Source organism: Methylobacterium guangdongense, from assembly GCF_038442355.1.
GTDB classification, from domain to species: Bacteria; Pseudomonadota; Alphaproteobacteria; order Rhizobiales; family Beijerinckiaceae; genus Methylobacterium; species Methylobacterium guangdongense.
Genome location: NZ_JBBXMX010000011.1, coordinates 43915 through 70011, shown reverse-complemented (window position 1 = coordinate 70011; position 26097 = coordinate 43915). Strand labels below are relative to the sequence as shown.

General features: G+C 71.5%; 24 protein-coding genes. 12 read left to right on the top strand and 12 right to left on the bottom strand.

Annotation, left to right across the window (positions count from 1 at the left end; translation table 11 throughout):
* Nucleotides 1–15: 15 nt before the first annotated feature.
* A complete protein-coding gene (locus AAHG09_RS20125) occupies nucleotides 16–753 on the top strand; it encodes a S1 family peptidase (RefSeq protein WP_342109268.1) in 738 nt (245 codons plus the stop codon).
* Nucleotides 754–1371: 618 nt separating this feature from the next.
* Here the strand turns inward: AAHG09_RS20125 and AAHG09_RS20120 are convergent.
* Nucleotides 1372–1599: a hypothetical protein gene (locus AAHG09_RS20120; RefSeq protein ID WP_342109267.1), complete on the bottom strand. Its 228-nt coding sequence runs from the start codon at nucleotides 1597–1599 to the stop codon at nucleotides 1372–1374.
* A gap of 382 nt (nucleotides 1600–1981) precedes the next feature.
* Here AAHG09_RS20120 and AAHG09_RS20115 point away from each other — a divergent pair, with 382 nt between their 5' ends.
* A complete protein-coding gene (locus AAHG09_RS20115) occupies nucleotides 1982–2890 on the top strand; it encodes a S1 family peptidase (protein ID WP_342109266.1) in 909 nt (302 codons plus the stop codon).
* Between the two features lie 115 nt (nucleotides 2891–3005).
* On the top strand, nucleotides 3006–3551 hold the full coding sequence (gene dps / locus AAHG09_RS20110) for a DNA starvation/stationary phase protection protein Dps (protein ID WP_342109265.1): 546 nt from the start codon (nucleotides 3006–3008) through the stop codon (nucleotides 3549–3551).
* A 231-nt stretch (nucleotides 3552–3782) separates the two neighbouring features.
* Here the strand turns inward: dps and AAHG09_RS20105 are convergent, their stop codons facing one another.
* The 5 genes from AAHG09_RS20105 to AAHG09_RS20085 all read right to left on the bottom strand — a co-directional run bounded on the left by AAHG09_RS20105 (nucleotide 3783) and on the right by AAHG09_RS20085 (nucleotide 9333).
* Entirely contained in the window at nucleotides 3783–5084 is a 1302-nt protein-coding gene (locus AAHG09_RS20105; protein WP_342109264.1) for a phage major capsid protein, read from the bottom strand.
* A 23-nt stretch (nucleotides 5085–5107) separates the two neighbouring features.
* On the bottom strand, nucleotides 5108–5599 hold the full coding sequence (locus tag AAHG09_RS20100) for an HK97 family phage prohead protease (RefSeq protein WP_342109263.1): 492 nt from the start codon (nucleotides 5597–5599) through the stop codon (nucleotides 5108–5110).
* Nucleotides 5600–5863: 264 nt separating this feature from the next.
* On the bottom strand, nucleotides 5864–7051 hold the full coding sequence (locus tag AAHG09_RS20095) for a phage portal protein (RefSeq protein WP_342109262.1): 1188 nt from the start codon (nucleotides 7049–7051) through the stop codon (nucleotides 5864–5866).
* 340 nt (nucleotides 7052–7391) lie between these two features.
* A complete protein-coding gene (locus AAHG09_RS20090; RefSeq protein WP_342109260.1) occupies nucleotides 7392–8726 on the bottom strand; it encodes a DNA-packaging protein in 1335 nt (444 codons plus the stop codon).
* Nucleotides 8692–9333: a hypothetical protein gene (locus AAHG09_RS20085; protein ID WP_342109259.1), complete on the bottom strand. Its 642-nt coding sequence runs from the start codon at nucleotides 9331–9333 to the stop codon at nucleotides 8692–8694. The genes AAHG09_RS20090 and AAHG09_RS20085 overlap by 35 nt, the downstream gene beginning before the upstream one ends.
* 714 nt (nucleotides 9334–10047) lie before the next feature.
* Between AAHG09_RS20085 and AAHG09_RS20080 the strand changes: the two genes are divergently transcribed.
* Both AAHG09_RS20080 and AAHG09_RS20075 read left to right on the top strand, forming a co-directional pair.
* Nucleotides 10048–11142, top strand: a complete 1095-nt coding sequence (locus tag AAHG09_RS20080; RefSeq protein ID WP_342109258.1) for a sensor histidine kinase — start codon at nucleotides 10048–10050, stop codon at nucleotides 11140–11142.
* Nucleotides 11143–11235: 93 nt separating this feature from the next.
* Entirely contained in the window at nucleotides 11236–11664 is a 429-nt protein-coding gene (locus tag AAHG09_RS20075) for a SufE family protein (RefSeq protein WP_342109257.1), read from the top strand.
* Nucleotides 11665–11677: 13 nt separating this feature from the next.
* Here AAHG09_RS20075 and AAHG09_RS20070 read toward each other — a convergent pair whose 3' ends face one another.
* Together AAHG09_RS20070 and AAHG09_RS20065 are read right to left on the bottom strand one after the other, a co-directional pair.
* Nucleotides 11678–12532, bottom strand: coding sequence for a DUF6456 domain-containing protein (locus AAHG09_RS20070; RefSeq protein ID WP_342109256.1), 855 nt, complete (start codon nucleotides 12530–12532; stop codon nucleotides 11678–11680).
* Between the two features lie 92 nt (nucleotides 12533–12624).
* Nucleotides 12625–12849 (bottom strand): hypothetical protein, encoded by a 225-nt coding sequence (locus AAHG09_RS20065; protein WP_342109254.1) that lies wholly within the window; start codon nucleotides 12847–12849, stop codon nucleotides 12625–12627.
* Between the two features lie 207 nt (nucleotides 12850–13056).
* Between AAHG09_RS20065 and AAHG09_RS20060 the strand changes: the two genes are divergently transcribed.
* Entirely contained in the window at nucleotides 13057–15204 is a 2148-nt protein-coding gene (locus AAHG09_RS20060) for a S9 family peptidase (protein WP_342109253.1), read from the top strand.
* A gap of 10 nt (nucleotides 15205–15214) precedes the next feature.
* Here AAHG09_RS20060 and AAHG09_RS20055 read toward each other — a convergent pair whose 3' ends face one another.
* From AAHG09_RS20055 to AAHG09_RS20040, 4 genes are all read right to left on the bottom strand, one after another.
* Nucleotides 15215–18673, bottom strand: coding sequence for an AsmA family protein (locus tag AAHG09_RS20055; RefSeq protein ID WP_342109252.1), 3459 nt, complete (start codon nucleotides 18671–18673; stop codon nucleotides 15215–15217).
* A 209-nt stretch (nucleotides 18674–18882) separates the two neighbouring features.
* Nucleotides 18883–19029: a hypothetical protein gene (locus tag AAHG09_RS20050; protein WP_342109251.1), complete on the bottom strand. Its 147-nt coding sequence runs from the start codon at nucleotides 19027–19029 to the stop codon at nucleotides 18883–18885.
* A 105-nt stretch (nucleotides 19030–19134) separates the two neighbouring features.
* Entirely contained in the window at nucleotides 19135–19299 is a 165-nt protein-coding gene (locus tag AAHG09_RS20045) for a DUF5615 family PIN-like protein (RefSeq protein WP_342109250.1), read from the bottom strand.
* Nucleotides 19296–19943: a DUF433 domain-containing protein gene (locus AAHG09_RS20040; RefSeq protein WP_342109249.1), complete on the bottom strand. Its 648-nt coding sequence runs from the start codon at nucleotides 19941–19943 to the stop codon at nucleotides 19296–19298. Before AAHG09_RS20040 ends, AAHG09_RS20045 begins: the two co-directional genes overlap by 4 nt.
* A gap of 175 nt (nucleotides 19944–20118) precedes the next feature.
* Between AAHG09_RS20040 and AAHG09_RS20035 the strand changes: the two genes are divergently transcribed.
* The 6 genes from AAHG09_RS20035 to proC all read left to right on the top strand — a co-directional run bounded on the left by AAHG09_RS20035 (nucleotide 20119) and on the right by proC (nucleotide 26080).
* Nucleotides 20119–22476: an ATP-dependent helicase gene (locus AAHG09_RS20035; protein WP_342109248.1), complete on the top strand. Its 2358-nt coding sequence runs from the start codon at nucleotides 20119–20121 to the stop codon at nucleotides 22474–22476.
* A 431-nt stretch (nucleotides 22477–22907) separates the two neighbouring features.
* A complete protein-coding gene (locus AAHG09_RS20030; protein WP_342109247.1) occupies nucleotides 22908–23624 on the top strand; it encodes a PhoH family protein in 717 nt (238 codons plus the stop codon).
* A gap of 132 nt (nucleotides 23625–23756) precedes the next feature.
* Complete coding sequence (locus tag AAHG09_RS20025; protein ID WP_342109246.1) at nucleotides 23757–24014, top strand: hypothetical protein; 258 nt, start codon at nucleotides 23757–23759, stop codon at nucleotides 24012–24014.
* A 148-nt stretch (nucleotides 24015–24162) separates the two neighbouring features.
* A complete protein-coding gene (locus AAHG09_RS20020) occupies nucleotides 24163–24447 on the top strand; it encodes an accessory factor UbiK family protein (RefSeq protein ID WP_342109245.1) in 285 nt (94 codons plus the stop codon).
* A 293-nt stretch (nucleotides 24448–24740) separates the two neighbouring features.
* A complete protein-coding gene (locus tag AAHG09_RS20015; protein WP_342109244.1) occupies nucleotides 24741–25250 on the top strand; it encodes a type III secretion system chaperone family protein in 510 nt (169 codons plus the stop codon).
* A gap of 26 nt (nucleotides 25251–25276) precedes the next feature.
* Entirely contained in the window at nucleotides 25277–26080 is an 804-nt protein-coding gene (gene proC, locus AAHG09_RS20010) for a pyrroline-5-carboxylate reductase (protein WP_342109243.1), read from the top strand.
* Nucleotides 26081–26097 lie beyond the last annotated feature (17 nt).

Here is a 26097-nt window from a genome sequence, read left to right as displayed (position 1 = left end):
CTGAGCGGTGATCCGATGCTGGTCTCGAAAAGCCGCGCGGCGGCAGCCGCTTCACTCGCGGCCGCCCTGTCGCTGGCTGGCTCGCCGGCCGGCGCCATCGTGGGCGGGGCCGAGGCGCCCGCGGGCGGGGCCGTGATGGTCCTGTCCTCGAAGGGTGGCGTCTGCACCGGCGTGGTGCTCGCCCCCGACACGGTGCTCACCGCCGGCCATTGCCTCGCCGACGCCCCGCAGCACCGCGTTCATTTTCGCGATGACGCGGGTGCCCCCGTGCTGGTCGAGGTGGCGGCGCGGGCGGTGCATCCGGGCTACGACGCGGGCGCCGCCAAGGCCCGGCGGCGCTCCATCGACCTCGCCCTCCTGCGCACAGCGACGCCGCTGCCGCCGCGCTTCACGCCGGCGACCCTGAGCGCCGCGGCGCCGCGGGCGGGCGAGGATCTGACCCTCGGCGGCTACGGCGCCGCCAAGCCCGGGGATCCGCGCTCGACCGGCACCTACCGGAGCGTGACTCTGCCGGTGATCGAGCCCTACGGGCCGAGCCGCATCCTGGTCTGGCTCAAGGGCGGCGCCGGCGGGGCCTGCCAGGGCGATTCCGGCGGCCCGATCACCGGGCCGGACGGCGCCGTGCGGGCGCTGGCCGCCTGGATCGGCGGGGCCTGCGGTGGCCTCACCCAGGGCGTGCTGGTCGGACCGCAGCGTGGCTGGATCGATCAGGTGCTGGGCGGATGGGGCCGGAGCGCCCGCTGGACCGAGTAGTACGCCTCCGGGTACGGGGCGCGCGCTGCGCAGTCTGCATCGCCCACAATTCAATCGGACCGAATACGAGTCGGCGATTGAGCCAGACGCGTTATCAACCGGGCCTGTTACGCGACAGATCTCGGACTAACGGGTCGGCGCGCAGCCGAGATCGTTCGCCGCGCGGCGAGCCGAGGGCGGTCGAGCGCGCCAGACGAGCGAGCCTCGGGATATCCGCGACGCATGTTGAGCAACCGACAACGCCTGGGTTGGGGCCTCACGCTCTCGATGACGGCCATCATCCTCTGGGCTGCGGCCTCCTACCTGCGCGGCGGCGTGATCTGGTGGCTCTGAGCCGAGCCCACGCCGGCCTCTGCGCTGATCGGCGGGCGCCGAGCGCACACGTCGATCGGATCAGCAGCTGATCCAGGTGCATGCCGCGGACAGGGTCGCGGACAGGGACGCGGGCGCCGGCGCGAGACGCCGCGAAGCCTCCGCCCAACCCGCCTCGAACAGCTCGCGCGGCGTTTCCCGTGCTCAATCCCGTTCAGACTCCGCTCCCCCGGTCCGGGAAACGGGGCAGCTCGTGAAATGGGGTGACGGTGCCCCGCAGAGGCGTCCGCTACGGCAGTACACGCTCTAGTTGCGGCGCCGATGCTTAAGATAAGCACCCAGCATGAATCCACCCTGCAAGGCCGACATATAAGCAAACAAGATCAAGAGATCGGCGAACTGAAACTCTGCTTTCAGCAGGATGCGCAGGATGTCGGCAATCAGGAACACCAGACAGGCGATGACGACGAAGCCGACCCGGAAGTACCATCCCATCAATACGCCAGCCACGGCCACAACCAGCAAGCCAATCATCGGTTCGGATCCCCAGGCCCACTGCTGCGATCAGGTCGTTCATGGCTGAGACGGCCTGAAGTTCTTCCCGGGAGACCGGCGTAGAATAGGTTCGGCTTGCATGCGGCGTGCCGCACCCTTCGGTCGATCGCGGCAACACCCCCTTATCGGGGTTGGGATCGCGTGTCCGTGTTCATAGCACGGTAGGGCTACCGTATCGTTTCGCGCGGCGCCGGCTTTTGCCGAAAAACCGCCGGGCATCGCCGGGACGCCGGAAAGACGCCTCCCTCCGGACGGTCCGAATCCGCAGGGAACCTCAGCTTGGCCAACCCATTGGTTTGCTCTAGGCTCGCCCCCGTCGCCCGCACGTCGAGGGCGCGCCGACCGCGCCCCGGAGTGCCCGATGTTCCCTCGCCCGATCCGCAAGGCCCGCCCCTGCGAGCGCCCTGCGCGCGGGCGCCTCGGGGCCGGCCTGCTGGGCGCGATGGTGCTCGGGGCGCTGGCCGGGCTGCTCCCCGCTCCCGCTTCGGCCGTGATCAACGGCACGACCACCCGGGATCGGGACGGGGCGCGCAGCTTCGTCGTGCGCATCGAGAGCACGGAGGGCGAGATCTGCTCGGGCACGCTGATCGCCCCGGATCTCGTGCTCAGCGCCGCCCACTGCGTGATGCGTCCGGCGGGCTACACGGTGATCGGCGTGGACCGCAGCTTCCGCCAGCGCCGCTCCGCGGTGATCGCCACCACGATGCATCCGGATTTCGTCCCCGGCACGACGCCGGAGGACCAGCCCGGGGTCGACCTGGCGCTGCTTAAGCTCGAACGTCCCCTCGGCGCCGATTTCGTCCCCCTCGATCCGCGGGGTGCGGGCGCAATCGGCAACGGCGAGCCGGTCGACATCGCGGGCTTCGGCGTCGTCGCCGAGAACCGGCGGGGCTCGGCCCGCGTCCTGCGGCTGGCCCATCTCGTCTCGATCGGCTCGCTGCAGGTCGCCAATCGGGTGGCCGTGGTGACCGACCGGCGGCGCATGGCCGAGACCTCGGGGGCCGGCGCGTGCCTGGGCGATTCCGGCGGCCCGATCCTCACCGGCGGCCCCGGCGGCTATCGGATCGTCGGCGTGGTGAGCTGGTCGAGCGGCGCCCTGCAGCAGGGCAGCCGCCGGACCGCCTGCGGCGGCTTCACCGCGGTGACCCCGGTGGCCGAACATGCCGGCTGGATCTCGGCGCGCGCGGCCGAACTGTCTCAGATGCAGGTGAGCGACGCCACGCCGCGCGGCAACCGGTCCACCTGGATGGCGCGCCCGCGCCGTCGATAGGGCGATATGCGCCCCGCGCGCCCCTCATCCGCCAGGGGATCCCGCACGCGGGTGGGAACCTGAGGCCGCATCGGCACTTTCGCATCCGAACCTTTCCGGACACGGAGCGAGACCCATGGCCGACACCGGCACCAGCAACACCCCCCGGTCGCACAAGACCCGCAACAACACCGATTCCAACGCCAAGAAGGTGTCGATCGAAGCCCTCAACGCCCGGCTGGCGGACGGCATCGATCTCGCGCTCGCGATCAAGCAGGCGCACTGGAACCTCAAGGGCCCGCAGTTCATCGGCGTCCACGAGATGCTCGACGGGTTCCGGACCGAGCTCGACGAGTTCAACGACAGCGTCGCGGAGCGCGCGGTCCAGCTCGGCGCCACGGCCTTCGGCTCGACCCAGGCGGTCGCCGAGCGCACCAAGCTGCCGCCCTACCCGACCGGCATCTACGCCATCGCCGATCACATCGCCGCGCTGATCGACAGCTACGCCGCCTACGCCAACGCCGTGCGCGAGAACATCGACGAGACCGACGAGGCGGGCGACCCCGACACGGCCGACCTGTTCACCGAGATCTCCCGGGCGGTCGACAAACAGCTCTGGTTCCTCGAGGCCCACGTGCAGGAGCCGACCGGCGCCATGCGCGACGGCAATTCGGGCCGCTGAGCCGGTTCTGAGCCGCAGACCCCCCTCCCCCCTTTGCGGGGGAGGGTGGCCCCTGCGTCAGCAGGGGTCGGGCCGGGACGAAGTCCCGCAAGAGGGGGAACCCGGGTTCAGGAAGGGGCGCGAGCGGCTTGAAGGGCAGAGCCTCGATCTGCCCCGTCGCTCCCCTCTCCCGACCCCCTTCGGGGACCACCCTCCCCCGCGGAGGGGGAGGGAGCGCGCGATCCCTCCTGCTCAGCCGAACTTCAGCAGCTTGATCGCGTCGAAGTCCTGCACCCCGCCGCCGACGCGCTTGGTGGTGTAGAACAGCACGTAGGGCTTGGCGGAATACGGGTCGCGCAGCACGCGCATCCCGGTGCGGTCCACCACCAGATAGCCCCGTCGGAAATCGCCGAAGGCCACCGACAGGCTGTCCTTGGCGAGGTCGGGCATCGCCTCGGCCTCCGTGACCGGGAAGCCGATCAGGGTCGCGGGCCGGCCGGCGGCGAGCGGCGGCTGCCAGAGATAGTTGCCCTCGGAATCCTTGAACTTCCGGATCGCGCTCTGGGTGCGCCGGTTCATCACGAAGCCGGCATTCTGGCGATAGCCCGCCCGCAACCCGTAGATCAGGTCGAACAGCACGTCCCCCGGATTGCCCGACGGGAACGCCCCGGCCGCGCCCGTGGCGACGAAGCCGAGCTTGCCCGGCACCCACGCGCCATTGGCGACCGTGTCGTAGCTCAGGAAACCGCGCGGGCGGCTGGCGCCGTTGCCGGTGACGAAGGCCACGCCTTCCTGCTCGGCGAAGGCGGTCTCGATCTCGGCCGAGAGCCACGCGTCGAGATCGACCACGGCGTCGTCGAGCAGCGTCTGCGTGGCGGCCGGCATGGCGTAGAGTTCCATGGCGGGGAACGCGATCTCGGAGAGCGCCGGCGCGTCGGTCTGCGGTCGCGGCGCGGTCTCGGCCGCCCAGCCGGTCACCGGCGCGCCGACCGAGATGGCGCGCTTGTACTGCGCGCCCGAGATCTGCTGCACGCTGGCGATGGCGCGGATCGGCGAGATCTCGCCCAGCCGCGTCAGCACGGTCCGCTCGATCGTGTCCGGCACGAGGTAGCCGCCGTCCGGCCCCGAGCCGGCCGAGAGGGCCTTGGCCTCCAGACGCTTGAGGCCGGCGCTCTCGCCGGCCCGGACGTAGAGGTCGAAGGCCGCCTTGTGCTCCTGCGCGCCGGCCTCCATCCGTGGCCCCGGCTGGCCGAGCGGCGGCCGGGCCTGCTCCAGGTGGATCCGGTCGAGGCGGGTGCGGGCGGCATCGAGCGCCGCGTCGATCCGCGCGAGTTTTTCCTCGGTCAGCACATCGGTACCAAGGCGGCCCTCGATCCGGCCGATCCGGGCGTCGTTGGTCTCCTTGAAGGCCGCGAAGGCGGCCGAGAGCTCGTCGAGGGCGGAGCGGACCGGGGCGCCGTCCGGCCGGACGGCCTTGTTGTCCAGGGTCCCGAAATCGGGGAGGCCGCCCTTGGTCTCGTAGGCGGCGGGCGCGAGCGGGGTGTCGGCGTGCATCGGGAAGCTCCGGGTCGTGGGTTTCAGGGCCGCGGGGTCGCGGGTGGGGCGATTCGTCGGGCGAGGCCGCGGATCTCGGCCGCCAGGGCATCGGGGGCGCGGGGGTCCGGGGCGGGGCTCGCCCGGGCGCTCGGCTGCAGCGGGAAGGTCACCAGGGAGATCTCCCAGAGATCGACCCGATGCAGCCGGCGCTCGCCCCCCGCGCCCCGGCGGGCCAGCAGCGTGCGGAAGCCGATCGACAGGCCGTCGATCCCGCCGCCGCGCAGCAGGGCATCGACCTCCCGGGCGCGCTGGACCGCGAGGTTGAGCTGCCCCTCGGCGAACAGGCCGTGGGCATCCTCGCGCAGGGAGAGCCAGCGGCCGATCGGCTCGGCGGGGTCATGCTGGAACAGGAGCCGCACGCCGGCCGGCCCCTGGCGGGCCAAGCTCGCCGCGAAGGCGCCCGGCACGACCACGTCGCGCCCGAGATCGGGCACGCCGAAGACGCTGGCGTAGCCGGTGAAATGGCCGTCCATGGGAGTCCTCAGGGGTGGTCCGCTCTCGCGGATCGCGGTGGATCCCCTCTCCCCGCGGGCGAGAAGAGGGATGCGACGACCTCGCCGTCGGCGCATCGCGGCGGCAGCCGAAGGTGAGGGGGTGGTTCAGGACGAGACGCTTCCGGCCAATCCCCCTCACCGCTGCCGCGGCTTCGCCTCCGCTTCCCGCATGGACGACAAGGTCCGTGCGGGCCTCTCCCCGCCCGCGGGGAGAGGGGATCCGCCGCGCGGCGCGCAGAACAGTCAGCCCTCCCCCGCTCCGGGCATCGCCGGCGGGTAGCCCACCGCCTCGCGCTTCTCGGACACAGACAGGAAGTCCGCCGCCTGCACCCGGCGCCAGAGCGATTCCCGCTCGGCGGCCAGCGCCTCGATCCGGTCGAGGTCGGGCTCCAAATCAACCGGCCCGAAGGCGGGCTCCAGCCAGACCGCGAGGGCCTGCGCGGTACGGCGCGCCAGCGGGATCAGGGTCTGACGGTAGAGCGCCCGGTTGGCCTCGGCGTAGTTGGCGTGGGTGTTGTCGCCCGCCAAGCCGAGCAGCAGGGGCGGAACCCCGAACGCCAGGGCGATCTCCCGGGCCGCCGCGTTCTTGGCCTCCACGAAATCCATGTCCCGGGGCGAGAGGGCGAGGGGCTTCCAGTCAAGCCCGCCTTCCAGCAGCAGCGGCCGGCCGGCATTGGCGGCGCCCTGATAGTTCGCCTCCAGCTCGGCCTTGAGCCGGTCGAATTGCGGCTCCGAGAGCGTGGCGCCCGCGAAGACCAGCGCCCCCGAGGGCCGGGCGGCGTTGTCGAGGAGCGCCTTGTTCCAGGCGCTCGCGGCGTTGTGGATGTCGAGTGCCGCGGCCGCCGCCGCCACGGGGGCAAGGCCGCCCGCCTCGTCCTCCGGATGGAACAGACTCAGCGCCAGGATCGGCGCGATCTCGGGGGCGCCGGGCGGCGGCAGGTCGAACCGGCGGCTCTGCCCGCCCGCCGTGTAGACATAGGCGGCCGGCCAGCCGTCCGGCCCCGGCAGCATCCGCATCCGCCCCGGCCGGAGGGCCTGCAGCGCCGCGACCCGGCCGTCGAGACTCACCGCCTCCAGATAGGCGGTCCCGGCCAGGAGCAGATCGGCGTAGATCGTCTCCAGCAGATGCGTGCCGCTCTCCCGCGGGTTCGGCCGGGCGAGCAGCGCCAGCAGGTCGGCGCCCTGGTCGGCGCCGGATCCGGTGGCGATCAGCGGCAGGCTCGCGGCACTCTCGGCGACCAGCCGGACCGCCCGGTGGACCACCGGATTGCGCGCGTAGCCGGCCTGAGCCAGCGCCGCCGGGTCGCGGGGCGTCCAGCAGGCCCGGCTGTCGGCATACAGCGCGAAGGCCGGGGCGGCCTTCGCGGCCGGGGCCGCGTCGCGGGCGGTGCGGCGGGCGACCCGCGCCAGCCGTTCGAGGAGGGTCGACATGCCGGTCCGGTCCTGCGTTGGGGTCGCGCGGGGTCTGATGACGGCGATGGGGGCCGGAGGTCCGCGCCGCCCGGGCCGCGCCGTCAGGCCATGGGGCTGCGCCCGGCGGCGCGGCGACGCCCCGCGAAGCCGCACCGCACCAAAATCATCCGCCGCGACAGGAAAAAAGACGGGCTCAACCCAACCGCGAAGCGCAACCGTGGTGCGGTTGCCACAGTGGGGCACACCATATCGTGTATACAGGATGCAGTTCGTTCATGAGACCACGAACCGCCTTTCGGCGCGCTTCCCATGGAGGCGCGCCGTATTGTTTTTCGGGCCGTGCGCCGGTTGCGCCGCGTCACAGACGGCGGATCCGTGGGACCGCCCGCGATTCCAGCATGAGATGGGTGAGCGCCCAGACCAGGGCGTCGAGCCGGTCGGGCGAGGTCCCGCCGGACAGGCCGTCCGGCCCGAAATCGCACAGCTCGTCCTCCAGGGCGGGGAACGCCCCGACATGGTGGACGAGGCCGCGGGCGTAGAGCAGCGAGACCGGCTCCGCCCGCAGGTACTTGCCGCGCGTGGCGTGGACCCGGGTCACCGGCACCGCCGGATCGCACTGGGCCAGGACGGACGCCGCCATCTCGCCGCCCTGATTGACCTCGACCACCAGGGCATCCGCGGCGAGCCGGTGATAGAGCGCGAGCGCCGCCCCGGCCCAGGCCTGCGGCGTGGCGCGGGGCAGGCTCGCATCGGCCAGCACGTAGGCGTGTTCCCCGGCGCGGCCCGCCGCCACGATCCCGCAGGCATCCGAGCGCGCCCCCGAGGTGGCGGGCGGATCGACCGCCACGACGATCCGCCCGAGATCGGGGGCGGCGGCGACCCGGCCGGCGTCCAGGCCGGCGCGGTCCCACAGGGCGTCGTCGCGATCCTCGATCAGCTCGCCGTCCAGTTCCTGGCGGCCGAGCCGCGTGCCGGCGTAGCGCCCGACCACGTGCTCCAGGAAGTCCGGCGCGAGGTGAGCGGCGTTGTCCCGGGTGCGGGCGCGGCTCACCACGGTCCGCGGATCGGCGAGCAGGCGGCGGATCAGCGGCACCGGCCGCGGCGTGGTGGTGACGAGGTTGCGCGGGCGGGCGCCCAGCCGCAGGCCGAATTGCAGCATGTCGAAGGTCGCCTCCGGCCGGCGCCACTTGGCGGCCTCGTCGCACCACGCCGCGCCGAATTGCGGGCCGCGCAGCGCATCCGGCTCCTCGGCCGAATACGCCTGGGCGACGGCACCGTTGCCCCATTCGAGCCGCCGCCGGCTCGGGGACCAGACCGGCCGGCTCCGGCCGCGCCGGGGCAGGCTGAGGAGCCCCGACGGGCCCTCGACCATCACCTCGCGCACGTCGCAATGGGTCTCGCCCACCAGCGCGATGCGCCCGACCGGCTCGGACGTGAAGGCCGGATCGCCCCGGGCCAGGGCATCGACCCATTCGGCCCCCGTTCGGGTCTTGCCGCTGCCGCGGCCGCCGATCACCGCCCAGGTCGTCCAGGGTTCCCCGCGGGGCTCCGCGTCACGCGCCTCCGGATCGGCCGGCGGGAGCTGATCGGCGCGGGCGCAGTGCAGCCAGTCGGCCTCGAGCGCCCGGATCAGCTCAGGCGGCAGCGCGGCGAGGAAATCAGGCAGGCGCCCCGCCGCCGACAAAGCGATCATAGCGTCGCGCGATCTCCGCGCGGAGCGCGGGCAGGTCGAGCTCGGTGGTGTCATCGCCGCCCTCCCCTGTGCCCTGCGCGCCGCCCACGTCGTCGAGCAGCCGCTTCAGGCCGCCGAGGTCGCGCAGGACCCGGGCGGATTCGGCGAGCGCCACCCCGTCCTGGCTCAGCGCCGTGTCGAAGGCCGCGATCTGCCGGGCGATATGGGCGCGCAGGTGTGCGCGCAGGTTCGATGGGTCGATCGCGGTCGCCGGATCGCGCGCACCACCGCGGCGGGTTTGCTGCACCAGCGGGGTCAGCTGTATGGCCGCGCTCAGGCATTCCGTCTGGCTGCGCCCGAAGCCCAGAGCCACCGCGACATCGACGGGATCGTGGCCCGGCTGGCTCAGGAGCCGCCTGACGGCTTGGCGCCGCGGCTCGGACCATCGCGCGAGGACGAAGCGCCATCGCGGCGACCGCGGCCACCCGTCCCGGGCGTTCCAGGTCTTGATCGTGCTCGGGGGGATCCCGGTACGGGCGGCGATCCCGGCGATCGTCAGGTCGGTCTCGCGCAGGAGCCGCAGCACCTCGGTGCGCTGCGCCTTGGGGTGAGCAGCGCCGACCTGCATCGCCGCCCCCTCCGCATACGTCTCGACCGTGCTTGATGGATAGCCCAGGAGCGTGCCGCTGTCAAGCCCAAATTCCTAATGCGAGTAGAATTTGGGAATTTGAGCCGCAGCGGTACGAGGGTTGTTCGGGGGCAGCGTCGTTCAGGGCGTGTAGATCCAATTGGACCGGCAGTCTCCCCGGCAGAGGCAGCCCTTTCAGAGTGTTTGAGCTGACTGCGAGGATCGCAATTTGTGGTCCTGACGTCCTGAAAGAGCGCCGCCTTTTCCCTCCCCCCTGTGGGGAGGGGCCAGGGGTGGGGGTGGTGCAGGATGAGGCGCAGCGGTGCCGTCTGCACCACCCCCACGCGGGATCTGCGATCCCCAAATTCCTTCCCACAAGCTTGAGCGATTCCGGGCAGGCCCGGGATCGCCCAGGGGAGGAGCGTGCGCCGCGGACCGGTGTCTGAGTGGTCCTGCAAACACCTTGAAAGGGCTGCCCCGCAGAGGCTACGCAATTTACCCATCTCCGGCGCCCATCGACGCTGACGGCAGTGCGCGACAGGCCCCCTCTCCCGTGCGCAGGCATACGTTGCAGGTGGACCAATCATCCCATCCCTGTGAATGACCGCGCCAAAGGCGGTCGAGGACCGGAACGGCGCCCCGGTCGGCACGTTGACCGGCGCATTCCGAACGGTCCTCTCCCCACACAGAGCGTCACAGCGGGTCAAACAAGGTATGGTCGGACAGCCCCCAGGGTCCGGAACGGCTGGTCCGCAGGACGATGGTTCTGGGGAGGCGTCCGATGTGGCGGTGACGCAGGGCAGCGCCGAGGCGGCCGCGCTGAGCGACAGCTTCAAGCGCTTCGCCGATGTCGTCCCGCTGATGATGTGGCGCTCGGACGAGCATGGGCACGCGATCCACCACAACGAATGCTGGCTGGAATTCACCGGCCGCCCGCTCGCGGCGGAACTCGGCCTCGGCTGGCGCGAAGGGCTGCACCCCGAGGATTTCGACCGTCACGCCCGGATCGTCGCCGAGGCCTTCGAGGCGCGCAAGCCGTTCGTGGTGGAGTTCCGCCTGCGCCGACACGACGGCGTTTATCGCTGGTTGCTGGATACGGCGCGCCCCCTGATGGAGAACGGGCGGTTCCAGGGCTATCTCGGCTCCTGCTTCGACATTACCGACCGCAAGCACGCCGAGGAGCATATCGAGCACGCGCTCGCCGAGAAGGAGACGCTGCTCGCCGAGGTCTATCACCGCGTCCGCAACAACCTGCAGGTGATGGTCAGTCTGATCGGCCTGTACGGACGCGCGGCGCCGGACGCCTGCCGCGGCAGCTTCGAGGCCCTGGGGCAGCGGGTCCGGGCGATCGCGCTGGTGCAGCAGCACCTTCACGAGGCGCCGCACATCGCGTCCATCGATCTCCGGGATTACCTGCACCGCCTGGCCTCGGGCCTCGGCCAGCTCCGCCGGGCCGGCCGAATCAGCGTGCAGGTCGACGGTTCGGGCAACGGGCTCGTGGAGCCGCGCACCGCCAACGCGCTCGGTATGATCGTCGCCGAGATCGTGGCCGAATGCCTGGACGCCACGGCCGAGCACGTCGCCTGCGCCATCAGCATCGGCCTGGACGCCCCGGCAGGCCAGCCGCTCTGCGTCTCGATCGTCTCGGGCGTGAGCGAGATGGCCGCCTCCGGCCGGCCCAACGTGCCGAAGCTCGGGCCGAGGCTGATCGCGGCCTACGCGGCGCAGGCCGAGATTGCCGTGTCCGGCGATGCCAGTCCGGTTGCTCCCCTGAGGCTGACCCTGCCGCCGAGCGCCACCGCCCAATGAGGCCCCCCGTACCCCGCCGCGTCGCCGGGCCCCGTCGCCACGACCGCCGGACCGGCCTATAGCGGCGCGGACGTCCTCCGGATCCGGACCCGCATGCTGCCCCCGATCGAAACCATCATCGAGAATTTCGAGATCGTCGAAGACGACGATATGCGGCTCGAATATCTGATCGAGCTCGGCCGCGCCCTGCCGCCGTTGCCCGAGCCCCTGCGCAACGAGGCCAACCGGGTCCATGGCTGCGAGAGCCAGGTCTGGATCGACACGGCTGCCGAAGGCTCGGGCGCGGAGCGCCGCCTCAGGCTGCAGGGGTTCAGCGATTCGTTCATCGTCCGCGGCTTCGTGGCGCTGATGGTGGCGCTCTACACGGGCAAGACCCCGCGCGAGGCCGCCGAGACCGACGGGCTGGACCTGTTCCGGCAGCTCCGCTTCGGCTCCCACGTGACGTCGAAGCGGTCGAACGGCGTGCGCGCGATGGCCGAGCGCATCCACCGGGACGCGACCCGGCTCGCCGCCGAGGCATAGGGCGCGGCGGCCCTCACCCCCGCCACAGGCGCAGCCGCGCCTGCTCCGGCCCGGTCGCCTCCCGCTCCAGGCCGTAATGCTCGGCGAGCCGCCCGAGGGCGATGCGCGCCACGACCTTGGCGGAGCGCGCCGGCCAGCGCCGCTCGACCTCGATCCGCTCCAGGCCCTTCAGGAAGCCGCACAGGTCGATCAGAAGGCCGGACAGGTCACTGCCGACCGCGTCGAGGGCGCCGCGCACCCGCTGCCGGGCCGCGATCACGTGGTCCGCCGCCGAGGCCGGGTCGCGCGGGCCACCGCCATCGACCCGCGTGGCTCCGAACTCGCCCCCCATCCGGGGCAGCAGCGCGGCGGTCGTCATGTCCCGCCGCAGCCGCTCGCCCGCTTCGAAGGACGCCGCGTCGATCAGCGGGACCCCGTCCCGGCCGCGGCGGCGCACCATCCAGGCGAGCGGGTTCTCGGCGGCGTTGCGCAGGATCGGCTCCGATCCCCCCTCCCCCCGCTCCACGGTCAGCTCGCGATGCTGCGCGGCGAAGGCGGCCTCGCCCCCGGCCGCCTGCCGGCGCAGGCGCGACCGCCCGGCCGTGCTGATCGTCAGCCGGACGCCGGACTCGTCCCACGTCGCCAGATCGGCCGCCGCGAGGGCCCGGCCGGATGCCGCCGCGAAACGTCCGCTCCCCACCGAGATCCCGTCTCCGCCGCGCCGGACGATGAGCGAATCCTCGGCGAAGGGGTCGGGCCGGGCATAGGCGCCGGGCTCGCCGAGCCGGCCGAGCAGGCGTGTCGCCTCCGGCGGCAGATCGGCCTTCCGCGCCCGGGCCCGCTTCGACGGGCTGACGCCGAGGGACGCCGTTCCGTGTTTTATGTTCATGTTTTGTTCCTGATGCGGTATGCCTCGTACGCACGGAATCAGCCTGCCAGGAAATATCAGAAGATCAAGGTATTTTTACCTACTATCCCCAGCTATTGCGTCGCAGCCCGGGTCGGTGGCCGATGCAGCACGTCCGCGATCTCGTCCTCGGATTTGCCGCGGACCTCGTAGCCCATCGCCTCGAACCGATCGATCAACGCCGCACTGCCTGAGGCCGAGCGGGCCGCCCAGTCCGCAAGGATGTCGTTGACCTGCTCCAGATCGGGCGGGGACGGGTCGCCCGGCGAGTCGGGCTGGGAATCGGGGGCTGCGACCATGACGGCACCTCGGACCTGGACCGGCGCCGCCCGCGCGGATGCGCCGCGGCGCTGGTTAAACGTCCAAGGCTGGAATGGGGTCCCGCAGGGGGCGCCAGTCGGCCGCCAGCCCCGCGCAGCACCGTCTTGCATCCCGCCGCACGCCGGGACACATCCCGTGACCAGCACGCCCTGCCCCGCAGACGGCGCGATCCGACGGGAGACACGATGACGGAAATCGGCCGAGGCTTCCCGGTTCAGCAGGCCGGTGCGCCGATGGAGCCACCCCGGGCCGAGGCCCGGCCCCGGCACTTCAGCGTCCACGGGCAGGAGATCACCGACCCCTACGCCTGGCTGAAGGCCGAGAACTGGCAGACGGTCCTCAAGGACCCCACGGCCCTGCCCGAGGATATCGCCGCCTACCTGAAGGCCGAGAACGCCTTCGCCGAGGCGGCGCTCGCCGGCACCGCGGATCTGCGCAGGCAGCTGGTCGGCGAGATGCGCGGCCGCATCCAGGAGGACGAGAGCGGCGTCCCGGAGCCCGACGGTCCGTTCGCCTACTACACCCGCCATCGCGAGGGCGGGCAGCACCCGCTGATCTGCCGGCGCCCGGCGACCTCCCCCGACGTGCCCGAATCAGGCGCGGACCCCGACGAAACGATCCTGATCGACGGCGACCGCGAGGGCGAGGGCCTGCCGTTCTTCGAGATCGCCGCGGCCGTCCATTCCGACGACCATACGCGGCTCGCCTGGAGCGCCGACACCAAGGGATCGGAACTCTACACGATCCGGGTGCGCGACATCGCCACCGGCCTCGACCGCGACGACCGGGTCGAGGCCACCTCCGGCGAGGCGGTCTGGGCGGCGGACGGGGAGAGCTTCTGGTACGTGGCGGTGGACGCCAACCACCGCCCCGCCAAGGTCATGCGCCACCGCCTCGGCGCCCCCCAGAGCGCGGACGAGACGGTCTATACCGAGCCGGATGCCGGCTACTTCGTACATATCGGCAAGACCCAGTCCGGCGCCTTCCTCGACGTCACGGCGAGCGACCACGAGACCTCCGAGGTCCGCCTGCTCGACCGGCACGCGGAGGGGGCCGCCCTGCGCCTCGTCGAGCCGCGCACGCCGCTCCTGATCTACGGCGTGGAGCACCGGGGCGACCGGCTCTACATCCGCACCAACGCGGACGGGGCCGAGGATTTCAAGATCGTCACCGCCCCCCTCGACGATCCGGGCCGCGCCAACTGGACCGACCTCGTGCCCCATCGGTCCGGGGTGATGATCCGTCACCTGCACCTGCTCTCGGGCCATCTCATCCGGCTGGAGATCGAGAACGCCCGGCCCCGGATCGTCGTGCGCGATCTCGAGTCCGGCGGCGAGCACAGCGTGGCGTTCGAGGAGGAGGCCTATTCCCTCGGCCTGCGCGGCGGCCTCGCCTTCGACACGGCGACGATCCGGTTCGTCTACTCGTCGATGACGACCCCGTCCGAGACCTGGGATTACGACTGCGCCAGCCGGGCGCGATCCCTGCGCAAGCGGCAGGCGGTGCCGAGCGGGCACGATCCGGCCGCCTACGTGACCCGGCGGCTGTTCGCCACCGCGCCGGACGGCGAGCAGGTGCCGATCTCGCTGCTGCACCGGCGGGACCTCGTCCTCGACGGCAGCGCGCCGCTCCTGCTCTACGGCTACGGCTCCTACGGCACGCTGATGCCGGCGGCGTTCCGGACCAACCTGCTGAGCCTCGTCGATCGCGGCTTCGTCTACGCCATCGCGCATATCCGCGGCGGCACCGAGAAGGGCTGGCGCTGGTACCTCGACGGGAAGCGCGAGAAGAAGCCCAACACCTTCACGGACTTCATCGCCTGCGCGCGCGCCCTGATCGCGGCCCGCTACACCGCCGAGAAGCGCATCGTCGCCCATGGCGGCTCGGCGGGCGGGATGCTGATGGGGGCCGTGGCCAACCTGGCGCCCGATCTGTTCGCGGGGATCGTCGCCGACGTGCCCTTCGTCGACGTTCTGAACACGATGCTCGACGCCGAGTTGCCGCTCACCCCGCCGGAATGGCCCGAATGGGGCAACCCGGCCGAGAGCGAGACCGCCTTCCGGACGATCCTGGCGTACTCCCCCTACGACAACGTCGCCGCCAAGGATTACCCGGCGATCCTGGCGCTCGGCGGGCTCACCGACCCGCGGGTGACCTACTGGGAGCCGGCCAAGTGGGTCGCCCGGCTGCGCGCCACCATGACGGGGGGCGGCCCGGTGCTCCTGCGGATCAACATGGAGGCCGGCCACGGCGGCGCCGCCGGCCGCTTCGACCGGCTGGAGGAGGTGGCGTTGATCTACGCCTTCGCGCTGATGGCGGTGGGGAAGGCCTGAACCGCTCGGTTCAGGGCTGTACCTCGGCGGGTGCGGGCGGCTGGGCGATCCCCTCCCCCAGGATCCGAGCCCGGCGCGCCGCCTCCTCAGCGGCCTTCTCCGCAGCCGCTTTTTCCGCGGCGGCCTTATCCGCGGCGGCCTTGTCGGCCGCCGCCTTCACCGCCGCGGCCCGCACCTTGTCCATCTCGATCCGGGCCCGGCGGCGCTGGCGCTCGACCTGGTCGGCCTCGGTCAGCTCGATCGTCTCCAGTTCGCGCTGAAGCACGAAGGCGGCGAGCCCGTTCGACAAGGCACCGACCTCGAGCACCTGCTCGGGGGCGGCGAGCGGCCCCGCGAGGCCGAGCTGGATCGTCGGCGGGCCGGCGCTCCAACCCCGGGGCACCGGGCCGCCCGTGAGCGTCCCGCGGGCGTCGAGGCGCGCGTTGCGCAGGTCGTAGCCGATCGTCCCAGCCCAGCGGGCAGGTCCGAAATCGATGTCGAACGGGCCGGCCCGCAGGATCCCGCCCACGATCGTGGCGGCGGCGCGCGCGGGCCCGGTCGCCTGGGCCGCCGCCCTGCCGAGTTCCTCCGCGACCAGGGACTGGAGGCGCCCCTCGCGCAGGGGGTCGTCGATCTCCACCGCCCGGGCCAGGGCGCGGCCCGCCGCCCCCGGATCGGCCGCCGGGATGCGCAGATCCTTGAGGGTCAGCGTGCCGCTGCCCGAGAGTCCATCGCCGAGGCCCGACAGCGTCTCGGCCGCGGTGGAGACGCGCAGATCCGCATCCAGGCGCCCGCCGATCGGCCCGCCGCCGAGCCCGGCGATCGCCACATCCTCCAGGTGGCCGGAGCTCGAAACCGCCGCGCCGGCGCCCGCCCGGGTGAGCGCGGCCGAGCCCGCGATCCGCCCGCCGGCGAGCTTGGCCGTCAGGTCGCGCAGGGTCAGGCTCGAATCCGACAGGGCGAGCGCCACGGCCGCATCCGTCGCCGTGAGGCCGCGCCCGAGATCGAGCTTGGCGACGCGGGCGTCGAGGGTGAGGGCCGGGGGATGGGCCGGCGGCGCGAACCGCCCGTTCCCCTGCACCGGGAGCACGAGGGCCTCGGCCAGCTGCGGCACCGACAGCCGATCGAGGCTGACGCGGCCGCGCGGGATGCCCCCGGGCGGGCGCAGCAGCGCGCCGTTGATCGTGGATCCGGCGATCTGCCCGGTGAACGCGGCGGTGCCGGCGCCCGCTTCCTGGGACAGCGTAACGGTCAGGTCGGCGGGCCAGGCACCGGGCTGCAGGCGCGCGGCGCCGGCCAATGTCAGGAAGGGGGTGAGGTCGGCCGTGTCGGTCCGGATCGCGCCGCCGGTCGGCAGTCCATCGGCGCCGATCAGGATCGGCCGGGTCGTCGCGACCCGCAACCCCGCCACCGTCCCGTTGGCGGTGACCGCGAGGGCAGACCCGTCCGGCCGCTCGGCGCTCAGGCGCAACTCGGCGGGCTGCTGAAGGCCCGGGAGGTCGGTCCGCCCGAACCACGTCCCGGCCCGGGCGGTGCTCAAGGTGGCGGTGCCGCCCGCGATCCGCGTCCCCTGGCTCGTCAGCGTCAGGTCGAGGGTCCCGCCGCCGGCGCTGCCCTTCGCCTGCGTGCGCAGGGCCTCGGCGGCGCCCCCCTCCCGGTCGAGGGTGACGGCGAGATCGAGGGGCGCGTCCTGCAGGAAAGCCGGGAGCAGCCGCAGATCGCCGACCCAGACCCGTTCGAGCAGGCCGAGCAAGGGCGCCGCCACCGGGGCCTTCAGGCGCCCCGAGACGCGCCCGGTCCCGTCCGCGCCGATCCGCCCCGAGAGGGTGGCGCTGGCCCCCGCGAGGTCGGTCACCGCGAGGCTGTCGACCACGACGCTGGCCCCGTCGGTCTGGATGCTGGCCGCGATGGTGCCGTTGCCGGAGCCGATGGTCCCGTAGCGAACGTCCCGGGCCTCCAGGGTGAGGGCGAGGTCGAGGTCCCGCAGGGTCCCGAGCGTCGTCCCGACGGGCGGCAGGGCCGCGATGTCGATGCCGTTCGCCCGGATCTGGGCGTCGAACCGACCCCGCGCGCCTGCCTCGGCGGCCGTGTAGCGGGCGTTCCCGGTGATCCGGGCGTTGCCGAGGCCGAGGCGGAGGTTCCTCAGGGACAGGCTCGCGGCATCGGCCGAGAGGTCGGCAGCGGCCTCGATCCGGCGTCCGTCGAGCAGCGCGGTGAGCGGCCCCTCGACACCGAGGCGGCGCAGATAGCGGCCGAGCGCGTCCGAATCGGGGGCGGTGAGCGCCACCGGGCCGGTGAGGCGGAACGGCGCCGTCTCGATCTGACCGCTCACGCTCAGGGTCGACTCGGCCGGGCCGGTGACCGAGAAGCGGCGCAGCAGCAGGCCGCCGGCCCGCTCCAGGGTCCCGGTGAGCGCGAGATTCGACCACTCGTCGCCCCCGAGCATGGCGCTGCCGACCGCGAGGTCGAGGTCGAGCATCGCGGGCAGCGCGCCGCCCCAGCTGGGCAGCCCGCGGGCGATCAGGTTCTGCCCCTCGGTCGAGGCCAGGAAGGCGTCGAGGTCGAGGCGGCGGGCCTCCAGGCTCAGGCCGGCGCGCCACTGGCGCAGGTCGAGCCGGCCGGTGCCGCCGAGCCGCAGGGTGCGCCCGCCCGGATCGAGGGCGAGATCCACCCCCTCGAACCGCACTTGCGCGCCCCGGGCCTTGAACGCGGCGCTCAGGGAGAACGGCAGGTATGGCCCCGCGGCCTGGGTCGGCGGACCGACCACGAGGCGGGCCGTGCCCTCGGATTCCACCTGGACGGCTTGGCCATTGTCCTGCGGGAGGAGGCCGAACCGCGCATCCGCCTCGAACCGCGGATGGGCGTCGCCGCCGCCGGAGATCTTCACGGCGAGCCGCCCGTCCGGCCCCGGCGTGCCGCTGACCGCCCGGAATGGGACGCCGCCGCTCGTGCCCTCCACCCGCCAGGGCCCGATGAGCGCCGGCGCCTGCAGGGTCAGATCCTGCGCGTAGAATTGGTCGGTCCGACCGGTCGCCGGCACCTGGGTGGTGACGAGGAATTGCTGGACGTGCAGGGCCTCGATGGCGAAATCGCGCCCGCGCAGAGCGGCGCCGAGATCGTCCGGCAGCTTCACGGCGTCGGGTCCGGCGAGCGGGAGCTTGATCTCGGCCCGGCCGACCCGGGTCTCGGTGAAGCGGAACTCACCCTTCAGGAGCGGCGCCAGCGCGACCTCGGCCTTGACGAAGCGGGCATCGAGGGTCGGGCGCTCCGGATCGGTCCCGAGATGCAGCCGGTCGACGCGCAGCCGCGGCGAGGGCAGCAGCCGGACCTCGATCCGTCCGTCGGTCCGGGCCGGGACGCCGAGCGACCGGGCGATCGCCCGGTCGACCAGGGAGCGATGGGCCTGCCAATCCACGAAGGGCGGGACGGCCAGCGCCGCCACGAGAACCAGGATGACGGCGCCCGCCAGCGCGGTCAGAAGATCACGCAATGGTCCCGTTCCGCACTCGATTTCCGCGCGGGAGCCCCCGCGTGCCCCCGCGGGCAAACCGCTAGGGCCATAGCACGATCAGGGGCCGGGAGCGCCAGCGGGGATCTACGCGGTCGGGGGCGCTTCCCGGTGAGGTTTGTGGGTGGGCGGCTCGTCCCCTTCAGCAAGCGTGTCGATTGGGGAACGAAGATGTAATCTATTCCGGTGAATCAGGTCACGGGCAACGGGTAGCGCGTTACCGCGATCGTCGTTGCATCGGCTGTTACCTCGAGCACGTGATTGACCAGATCGTCGCCGAGAGCAGAGATCTCACAGAGCGCGATATCGAATAGCTCCTCCTGCAGAATGAGATTCATGCCGGGCGGACCGTTCAGGCAGACGAGTCCAGCATGAATCGGCTGCGCGGCATGGAGCCCAGGCTTACCGGGCGCACCAGCTGCGCCGCGGAAGTCATAGGCATTCTAGGTCACCAGCGTCCAATCTTCCTCGACGGCGCGGAGGATCAGATTCCAGTCTTGGATTCCGCCGAGGCCGAGCCAGTGGACGTGCGAGGACTCAGCATATCCTCTGTCCCGAGCCATCATCGTCAACCGCTGGCTCAGGCATTCGTCGACCAGAAACTTCATCCGGCCGATTTACGCTGCATGATCTTGCGCGCGACGTGCTCGGTGCCGGCCGGCAAAGCGGTGCCGCGCGGCCGGCCACGCGGCGGGTGGGCGGCCGCGTAGACGATCGCAAGCTGGATCTGGCGATCGGTCAGCGACGGATAGGCGTCGCGGATGCGATCGATCGGCTCGCCGACGGCCACTGAGGCGGCGATGTCGTGAACAGGCACCCGTGTCCCGCGCACCACGTCTGCGCCGCCCATCACATCCTCGCTGCGTGACACGGCGGCCTCGGCCTCGCGCAGCCGCTCGTAGCTGCAAGCGGTGCGCTCGATGAACGGCGCAAGATCGACGCTCCAGTACTGCTCGCCGAGCTTCCAATCTTCGCCTGCGATCACCTTGCAGCGGTCGAACGCGATGTGACGCAGCCGTCCCTCGAAATGCGTGATGATGTGCTTGCGCTGGCCCGGTGTGAAGGTGTCGGCCGCCCCGTGGTAGAAGGCGATCATCACGCAGGCACCGGGCGTGAGCCGACGGCCGCCATCGAGTACGTAGAAGCCCTCAGGGAGCACGTGCTCGTCGATCGCGCGATCGACCGCCTTCACGGCGGTGCCGGAGACGAATGCTGCCTGCGGAGAGCGGAGCAGGATCGCCGCTTCTCCCATAGTCGCCTCCATAAAGTTTCCGCGGAAAAAGAAGATATATGGGTGATCGCTCCTTTTCAATGTGCCGAGGCGGCCGGCCCGAGCGCAGCGTCGCAGCCCCCCACCCCACACCCACCGGTCGCATCCTGACCCGAACCACCTCGACGCCGTTCGCGATTTGGTCCAGGGAAGCGGGATGCAGAACCGCCCGCATGCGCAGCCCGCCGGGGACGGCGCTCCGTCCTCCTCCATCGCCGCCCGCGCCATGGGCGCGCTCCGCCGCGACGCCGCCGGCTACCTCGAAGGCCTCAACCCCGAGCAGCGCCGGGCGGTCGAGACCACGGAGGGCCCGGTCCTCGTGCTGGCCGGGGCCGGCACCGGCAAGACCCGGGTGCTCACCACCCGCATCGCCCACCTGATCGCCACGAACCGCGCCCGGCCCTTCGACATCCTGGCGGTGACCTTCACCAACAAGGCCGCCCGGGAGATGAAGCACCGGATCGGCGCCCTGATCGGCCCGGCGGGCGAGGGCATGCCCTGGCTCGGCACCTTCCACGCCATCGGCACCAAGATCCTGCGCCGCCATGCCGAGCTGGTCGGGCTGAAATCCGACTTTACCATCCTCGGCACCGACGATCAGCTCCGGCTGATGAAGCAGGTGATCGCCGACCAGAACGTCGACGAGAAGCGCTGGCCCGCCCGGGCGCTGGCCTCGGCGATCGACGGCTGGAAGAACCGCGGCCTCGGCCCCGAGCAGGTGCCCCCGGGGGAAGCCTCGGCCTTCGCGTTCGGCAAGGGCGGCACGCTCTACACCGCCTATCAGGCCCGGCTGGCGACGCTGAACGCCGTCGATTTCGGCGATCTTCTGCTGCTGTGCCTCAAGCTCTGGCGCGAGAACCCGGACGTGCTCGCCAACTACCAGGACCGGTTCCGCTACATCCTGGTGGACGAGTATCAGGACACCAACGTCGCTCAGTACCTCTGGCTGCGCCTGCTGGCGCAATCCCGAAAGAACATCGCCTGCGTGGGCGACGACGACCAGTCGATCTACGGCTGGCGCGGCGCCGAGGTCGACAACATCCTGCGGTTCGAGCACGATTTCCCGGGCGCGGTGGTGGTGCGCCTGGAGCGCAACTACCGCTCCACCGGCCACATCCTGGCGGCGGCCTCCGGGCTGATCGCCAAGAACGAGAGCCGGCTCGGCAAGACCCTGCGCACCGACGACGAGCCGGGCGAGCGTGTCACCGTCACGGGCGCCTGGGATTCGGAGGAAGAAGCGCGTCTGCTCGCCGAGTCGATCGAGTCCCTCCAGTCCAAGCAGCATCCCCTGTCGGAGATCGCCGTGCTGGTGCGGATCTCCGCCCAGATGCGTGAGATCGAGGATCGGTTCGTCCAGCTCGGGCTGCCCTATCGGGTGATCGGCGGCCCGCGCTTCTACGAGCGAGCCGAGATCCGCGACGCGCTGGCGTATCTGCGCGCCACCATGAATGTCAGCGACGACCTCGCCTTCGAGCGGATCGCCAACACCCCGAAGCGCGGCCTCGGCGACGCCACGCTGCAGCAGCTCCACACCTACGGCCGCGCCAATCGGCTGCCCCTGCGGATCGCCGCCGAGCGCCTGATCGAAACCGACGAGCTGAAGCCCCGGGTCCGCTCTACCCTGTGGGCGCTCACCGAGAGCTTTTCGCGGTGGGCGCGCCTCGTGGAATCGCAGCCGCACAGCGAAGTCGCGCAGACCATCCTGGAGGAATCCGGCTACACCGAGATGTGGCAGAAGGACCGTTCGGCCGATGCCGCCGGACGCCTGGAGAACCTGAAGGAATTCGTCCGCTCCATGGAGGAATTCCCCGACATGGCGGCCTTCCTGGAGCACGTCTCGCTGGTCATGGAGGCGTCCGAGACCGAGGGCGCCGAGAAGGTCTCGCTCATGACGCTCCACGCCGCCAAGGGCCTGGAGTTCGATACCGTGTTCCTCCCCGGATGGGAGGACGGCCTGTTCCCCAGCCAGCGGGCGCTCGACGAGAGCGGCCGGGCCGGCCTGGAGGAGGAGCGGCGCCTCGCCCATGTCGGCCTGACCCGGGCGCGCAAGCGCGCGAAGCTGTCCTTCGCGGTGAACCGGCGCATCCACGGCCTCTGGTCGTCGACCATCCCGTCCCGGTTCATCGACGAATTGCCGGAATCGGCCGTCGACGTGGTCGAGGCCCCCGCGCATTTCTCCGCCGGCGCCTCGCGGTTCGACCGCAACCCGACGCCGTTCGGGTCGAGCTACGGCACGCCCGGCTGGCAGCGGGCGCAGGCCAACACGGCGCCCCAGGGCGGCCGCGGCTTCGGCTCCGCACCCGGCGGACGGGCGGGCGGCGGCCCGCGCCAGATCGAGGGCGAGCTGATCGCCAAATCCACGGGTGCGCCTTCGGCGTTCGAGGCCGGCCAGCGGGTCTTCCACACCAAGTTCGGCCCCGGAACGATCGCCGGCGTGGACGGCAACAAGCTGACCGTTGACTTCGACAAGGCCGGCCGGAAAATGGTCCTCGACAGCTTCATCCAGGCCGGGTGAGGCGCGTCCCGCCGACCAAGCCCGGACGTTTCAGGGCGGCAGGGTCGGCCGGCTTCGCCCCTGCGGGCGGGGAGGATCGCGATCGTGCCGGATGCCGCGTTACCGCGTCTCCCCTCATCCCAAGCCCGATGCGAACCTGATGCATCCGCGCCAGCACGGCGCCTTTTTCGAACCGGCCGAGTCGACCGTCACCCCCTGGTCACACCCCGCGGGCAATCGTTGGGTACGAATCACGCTGGTGCGGCAGTTGCATTGCGTATTCGGCCGCGCGCCTCATGTCGTGACGCTCTCCACAGGCGGACGAGCGCGCTGCGGAACCTTTGGGAAGGGGGCCGTATTAGTTCCGCGAAAGACGTAGAACCGGGAGCACGCAGGTAAACGGCAGTTCAGAGACAGATCCAGGTTGGCTAGTCCCGTTGGAGTGTACATCCATGAAGAGACGCCGCGCACGACTTGAACTGGTTGAAGACCGCACGTCCCGCATCCACCGCACACGCTTCGACGAAGAACGCAACCTCGCCCCGATACAACCCCTCACCGAGCGCCAAGCCGAATATCTCGACGCCCTCGCCCGCTCCCCGCAGGTCATCGTCCTGGGGCCCGCCGGCACCGGCAAGACCTTCATCGCCGGCACCCGCGCCGCGGACCAGCTCCGCCAGCGCCGCATTTCCAAAGTCGTCATCACGCGCCCGAACGTGCCGTCCGGCCGCTCGCTCGGCTTCTTCCCCGGAACCCTGGAAGAGAAGATCGCCCCCTGGGTCGCCCCGCTGACCGAGGCCATGAAGGAGCGGATGGGCGCCGCCGCCTTCGAGATCGCCCTCAAGACCGGCGACATCGAGATCGTCCCGTTCGAGGTGATGCGCGGGCGGACCTTCAAGAACTGTCTCGTGATCCTCGACGAGGCGCAGAACACCACGGTCAACGAGATCAAGATGTTCCTGACCCGGATCGGCGACGATTGCCAGGTCATCATCAACGGCGACGTCTCGCAGACAGACCTGCGCGAGACCTCGGGCCTGCGCACCGTCATGCATATGGTCAAAAGCCGGATGATGCCGATACCGGTGGTTGAGTTTACCCGAAATGACATCGTCCGCTCGGGCATCTGCGCCGAATGGGTGAAGGCGTTCGAGGAAACAAATCTCTAAGTCAGAAGTTGGTTGCGGCGGGCCCTCGACGGCCCGCCGTGCCGCCCGCGGCACGAGACGACTCTCCGCACCTCCCGTCCGGGAGGATGAACCGGGCCTCATACCCGGCCATCAGAGAATTGGAGTCTCCTCGTGAGGAAACTGACCTTCGCCCTCGCCGTGCTGGCCTCGCTGGGCGGTGCCGCCCTCGTGCAGCCCGCCTCCGCGGCCCCCGCCATGCCGGGCGCCGTCGCGGCCCCCGACGCCGTGACTCAGGTCCGGGTGACGCCCATGGAGCGGCGTATGATGCACCGCCGGATGGAGCGCCGGATGATGCACCACCGCATGCACCGTCGGATGGAGCGGCGCATGATGCATCACCGCATGCATCGCCGCATGCACCGCATGTGATTTCGGTGCGGAGTGGGGTCCAATCCGGCCCCGCTCCGCAACCCGGGCGGTCCTGACGTTGCCCGCCCCCTCGAAGATTCCTATCTCGTCACCTCGAATCGCGCCGTCAGGCGGCCGTCGCGGCAGCCGGCCGATCCGGGAGTCTTGAATGCCCCCCTCCAATCGCCTGTTCGACGACCTCGCCCGCCTGATGACCGACGCGGCCGGCGCCGCGCAGGGCGTGCGCCGCGAGGCCGAAACCGTCGCTCGAGCCCAGCTCGAGCGCGTCATCCGTGACCTCGACATCGCCTCCCGCGAAGAGCTCGACGTCCTGCGCGACCTCGTGACCAGCCTGCAGGCGCAGAACGAGGCCCTGGCAGCCCGGGTCGCGGCCCTTGAGGCGAAATCCGGCCCGGCCGCGGCGGGCGCTGCGGGCCTGAGCGAAGTGGTCTGAGTCTTCGGGGCAACGCCCGGGGCTTTTACACAGGAAGCCGCAGCGACGATCCGGTTTCCTGTTCACCGATTATGACCTGCACTTTGTGTCGCGAGTCATGGCCGGTTTATAGTCGGGCATAGGGTGATTCGGGGGCTGCGGGGCGATGTCCGCGGAGCTTCGACAGTCGATCGCATCACCCCCGGCGCAAATCGGCCGGCTGTTCAAGGTCTCGGGGTGTTCTCGGCACTCCGGTTTCGCATCATCGCTCACGGTGGACCGGATCTGTGTCCGGGCCGTCCTTTTGGATCGTCATGCCGCTGCTCAACGTCGACTTCCACGATCCGGATCGAAACGAGCATCCGCTCGACGTCGTCGAACGTCTGGCGTCCCTGCGCGACTGGATCTTCGACCGGGCGGAGACCGACGAGATGTCGGTGACGAGCCCCGGTCGCTGGACCGACTACAACGTGGCCTTCACCTGGATCGAGGACGTGGAGGCGCTGCACGTCGCCTGCGCGTTCGATCTCAAGGTGCCCGAGCGGCAGCGGACCGAGGTGATGCGCCTCATCGCGCTGATCAACGAGCAGCTCTGGGTCGGGCATTTCGATCTGTGGTCCAGCGACAGCGTGGTGATGTTCCGCCATGCGCACCTGCTGACCGGCGGCGCGGTTCCGACGCATCCCCAATGCGCCACCATGATGAAGACCGCGGTGGATGCCTGCGAGCGCTACTATCAGGCGTTCCAGTTCGTGCTCTGGGCCGGCAAGAGCGCCCGCGAGTCGCTGGACGCCGTGCTGTTCGAGACCGAAGGCGAGGCGTGACCACCCCGGAGTCGAACGCGGCATCGATGCCCGCATCGCTGGTCCTGGCCGGGGCCGGCAAGATGGGCGGCGCGATGCTGGCGGGCTGGCTCGCGGCGGGCCTCGACCCGCGGCGCACGACCCTCATCGATCCTGTGCCGAGCCGCGACATCGTCGATCTCTGCGCGGAGCAGGGCCTCGCCCTCAATCCCCCGAATCCCGAGCCCGGGGCCGTACTGGTCCTGGGCATCAAGCCGCAGGGCCTCGAGGCGGCGGCCCCCGGCCTCGACCGGCTGATCGGCCGCGACACGCTCGTCGTCTCGATCCTGGCGGGCAAGACGGTGACGGATCTGCGCGGGCGGCTTCCCCGGGCGCGGGCCGTTGTGCGGGCGATGCCGAACCTGCCGGCCAGCATCGGCCGGGGCGCTACGGGCGCCTACGCGAATCCCGAGGTCACGCCCGGGCAGCGCGCTTCCGCGGACGCCCTGCTGGCGGCGAACGGCACGGTCGCGTGGCTGAGCGACGAGGCACAGATCGATGCGGTCACGGCGGTCTCGGGCTCCGGGCCGGCCTATGTCTTCCTGCTGGCGGAGGCGCTGGCCGAGGCCGGCATCGCGGCCGGGCTCGATCCGGAGGTGGCGCGTCGCCTCGCCCGGGCGACGGTCTCGGGGGCCGGTGCGCTCCTCGATGCGACTCCCGCGGAGGCGGCGGAGCTGCGCCGCAACGTGACCTCCCCCGGCGGCACCACGGCGGCCGCCCTCGACGTGCTGATGCGCCCGGACGGGCTCGGCGCGCTGATGCGGGACGCGGTGGCGGCGGCCCGGCGGCGGGCGGGGGAACTCGCCGGCTGACATTCGGCCGGACCCGT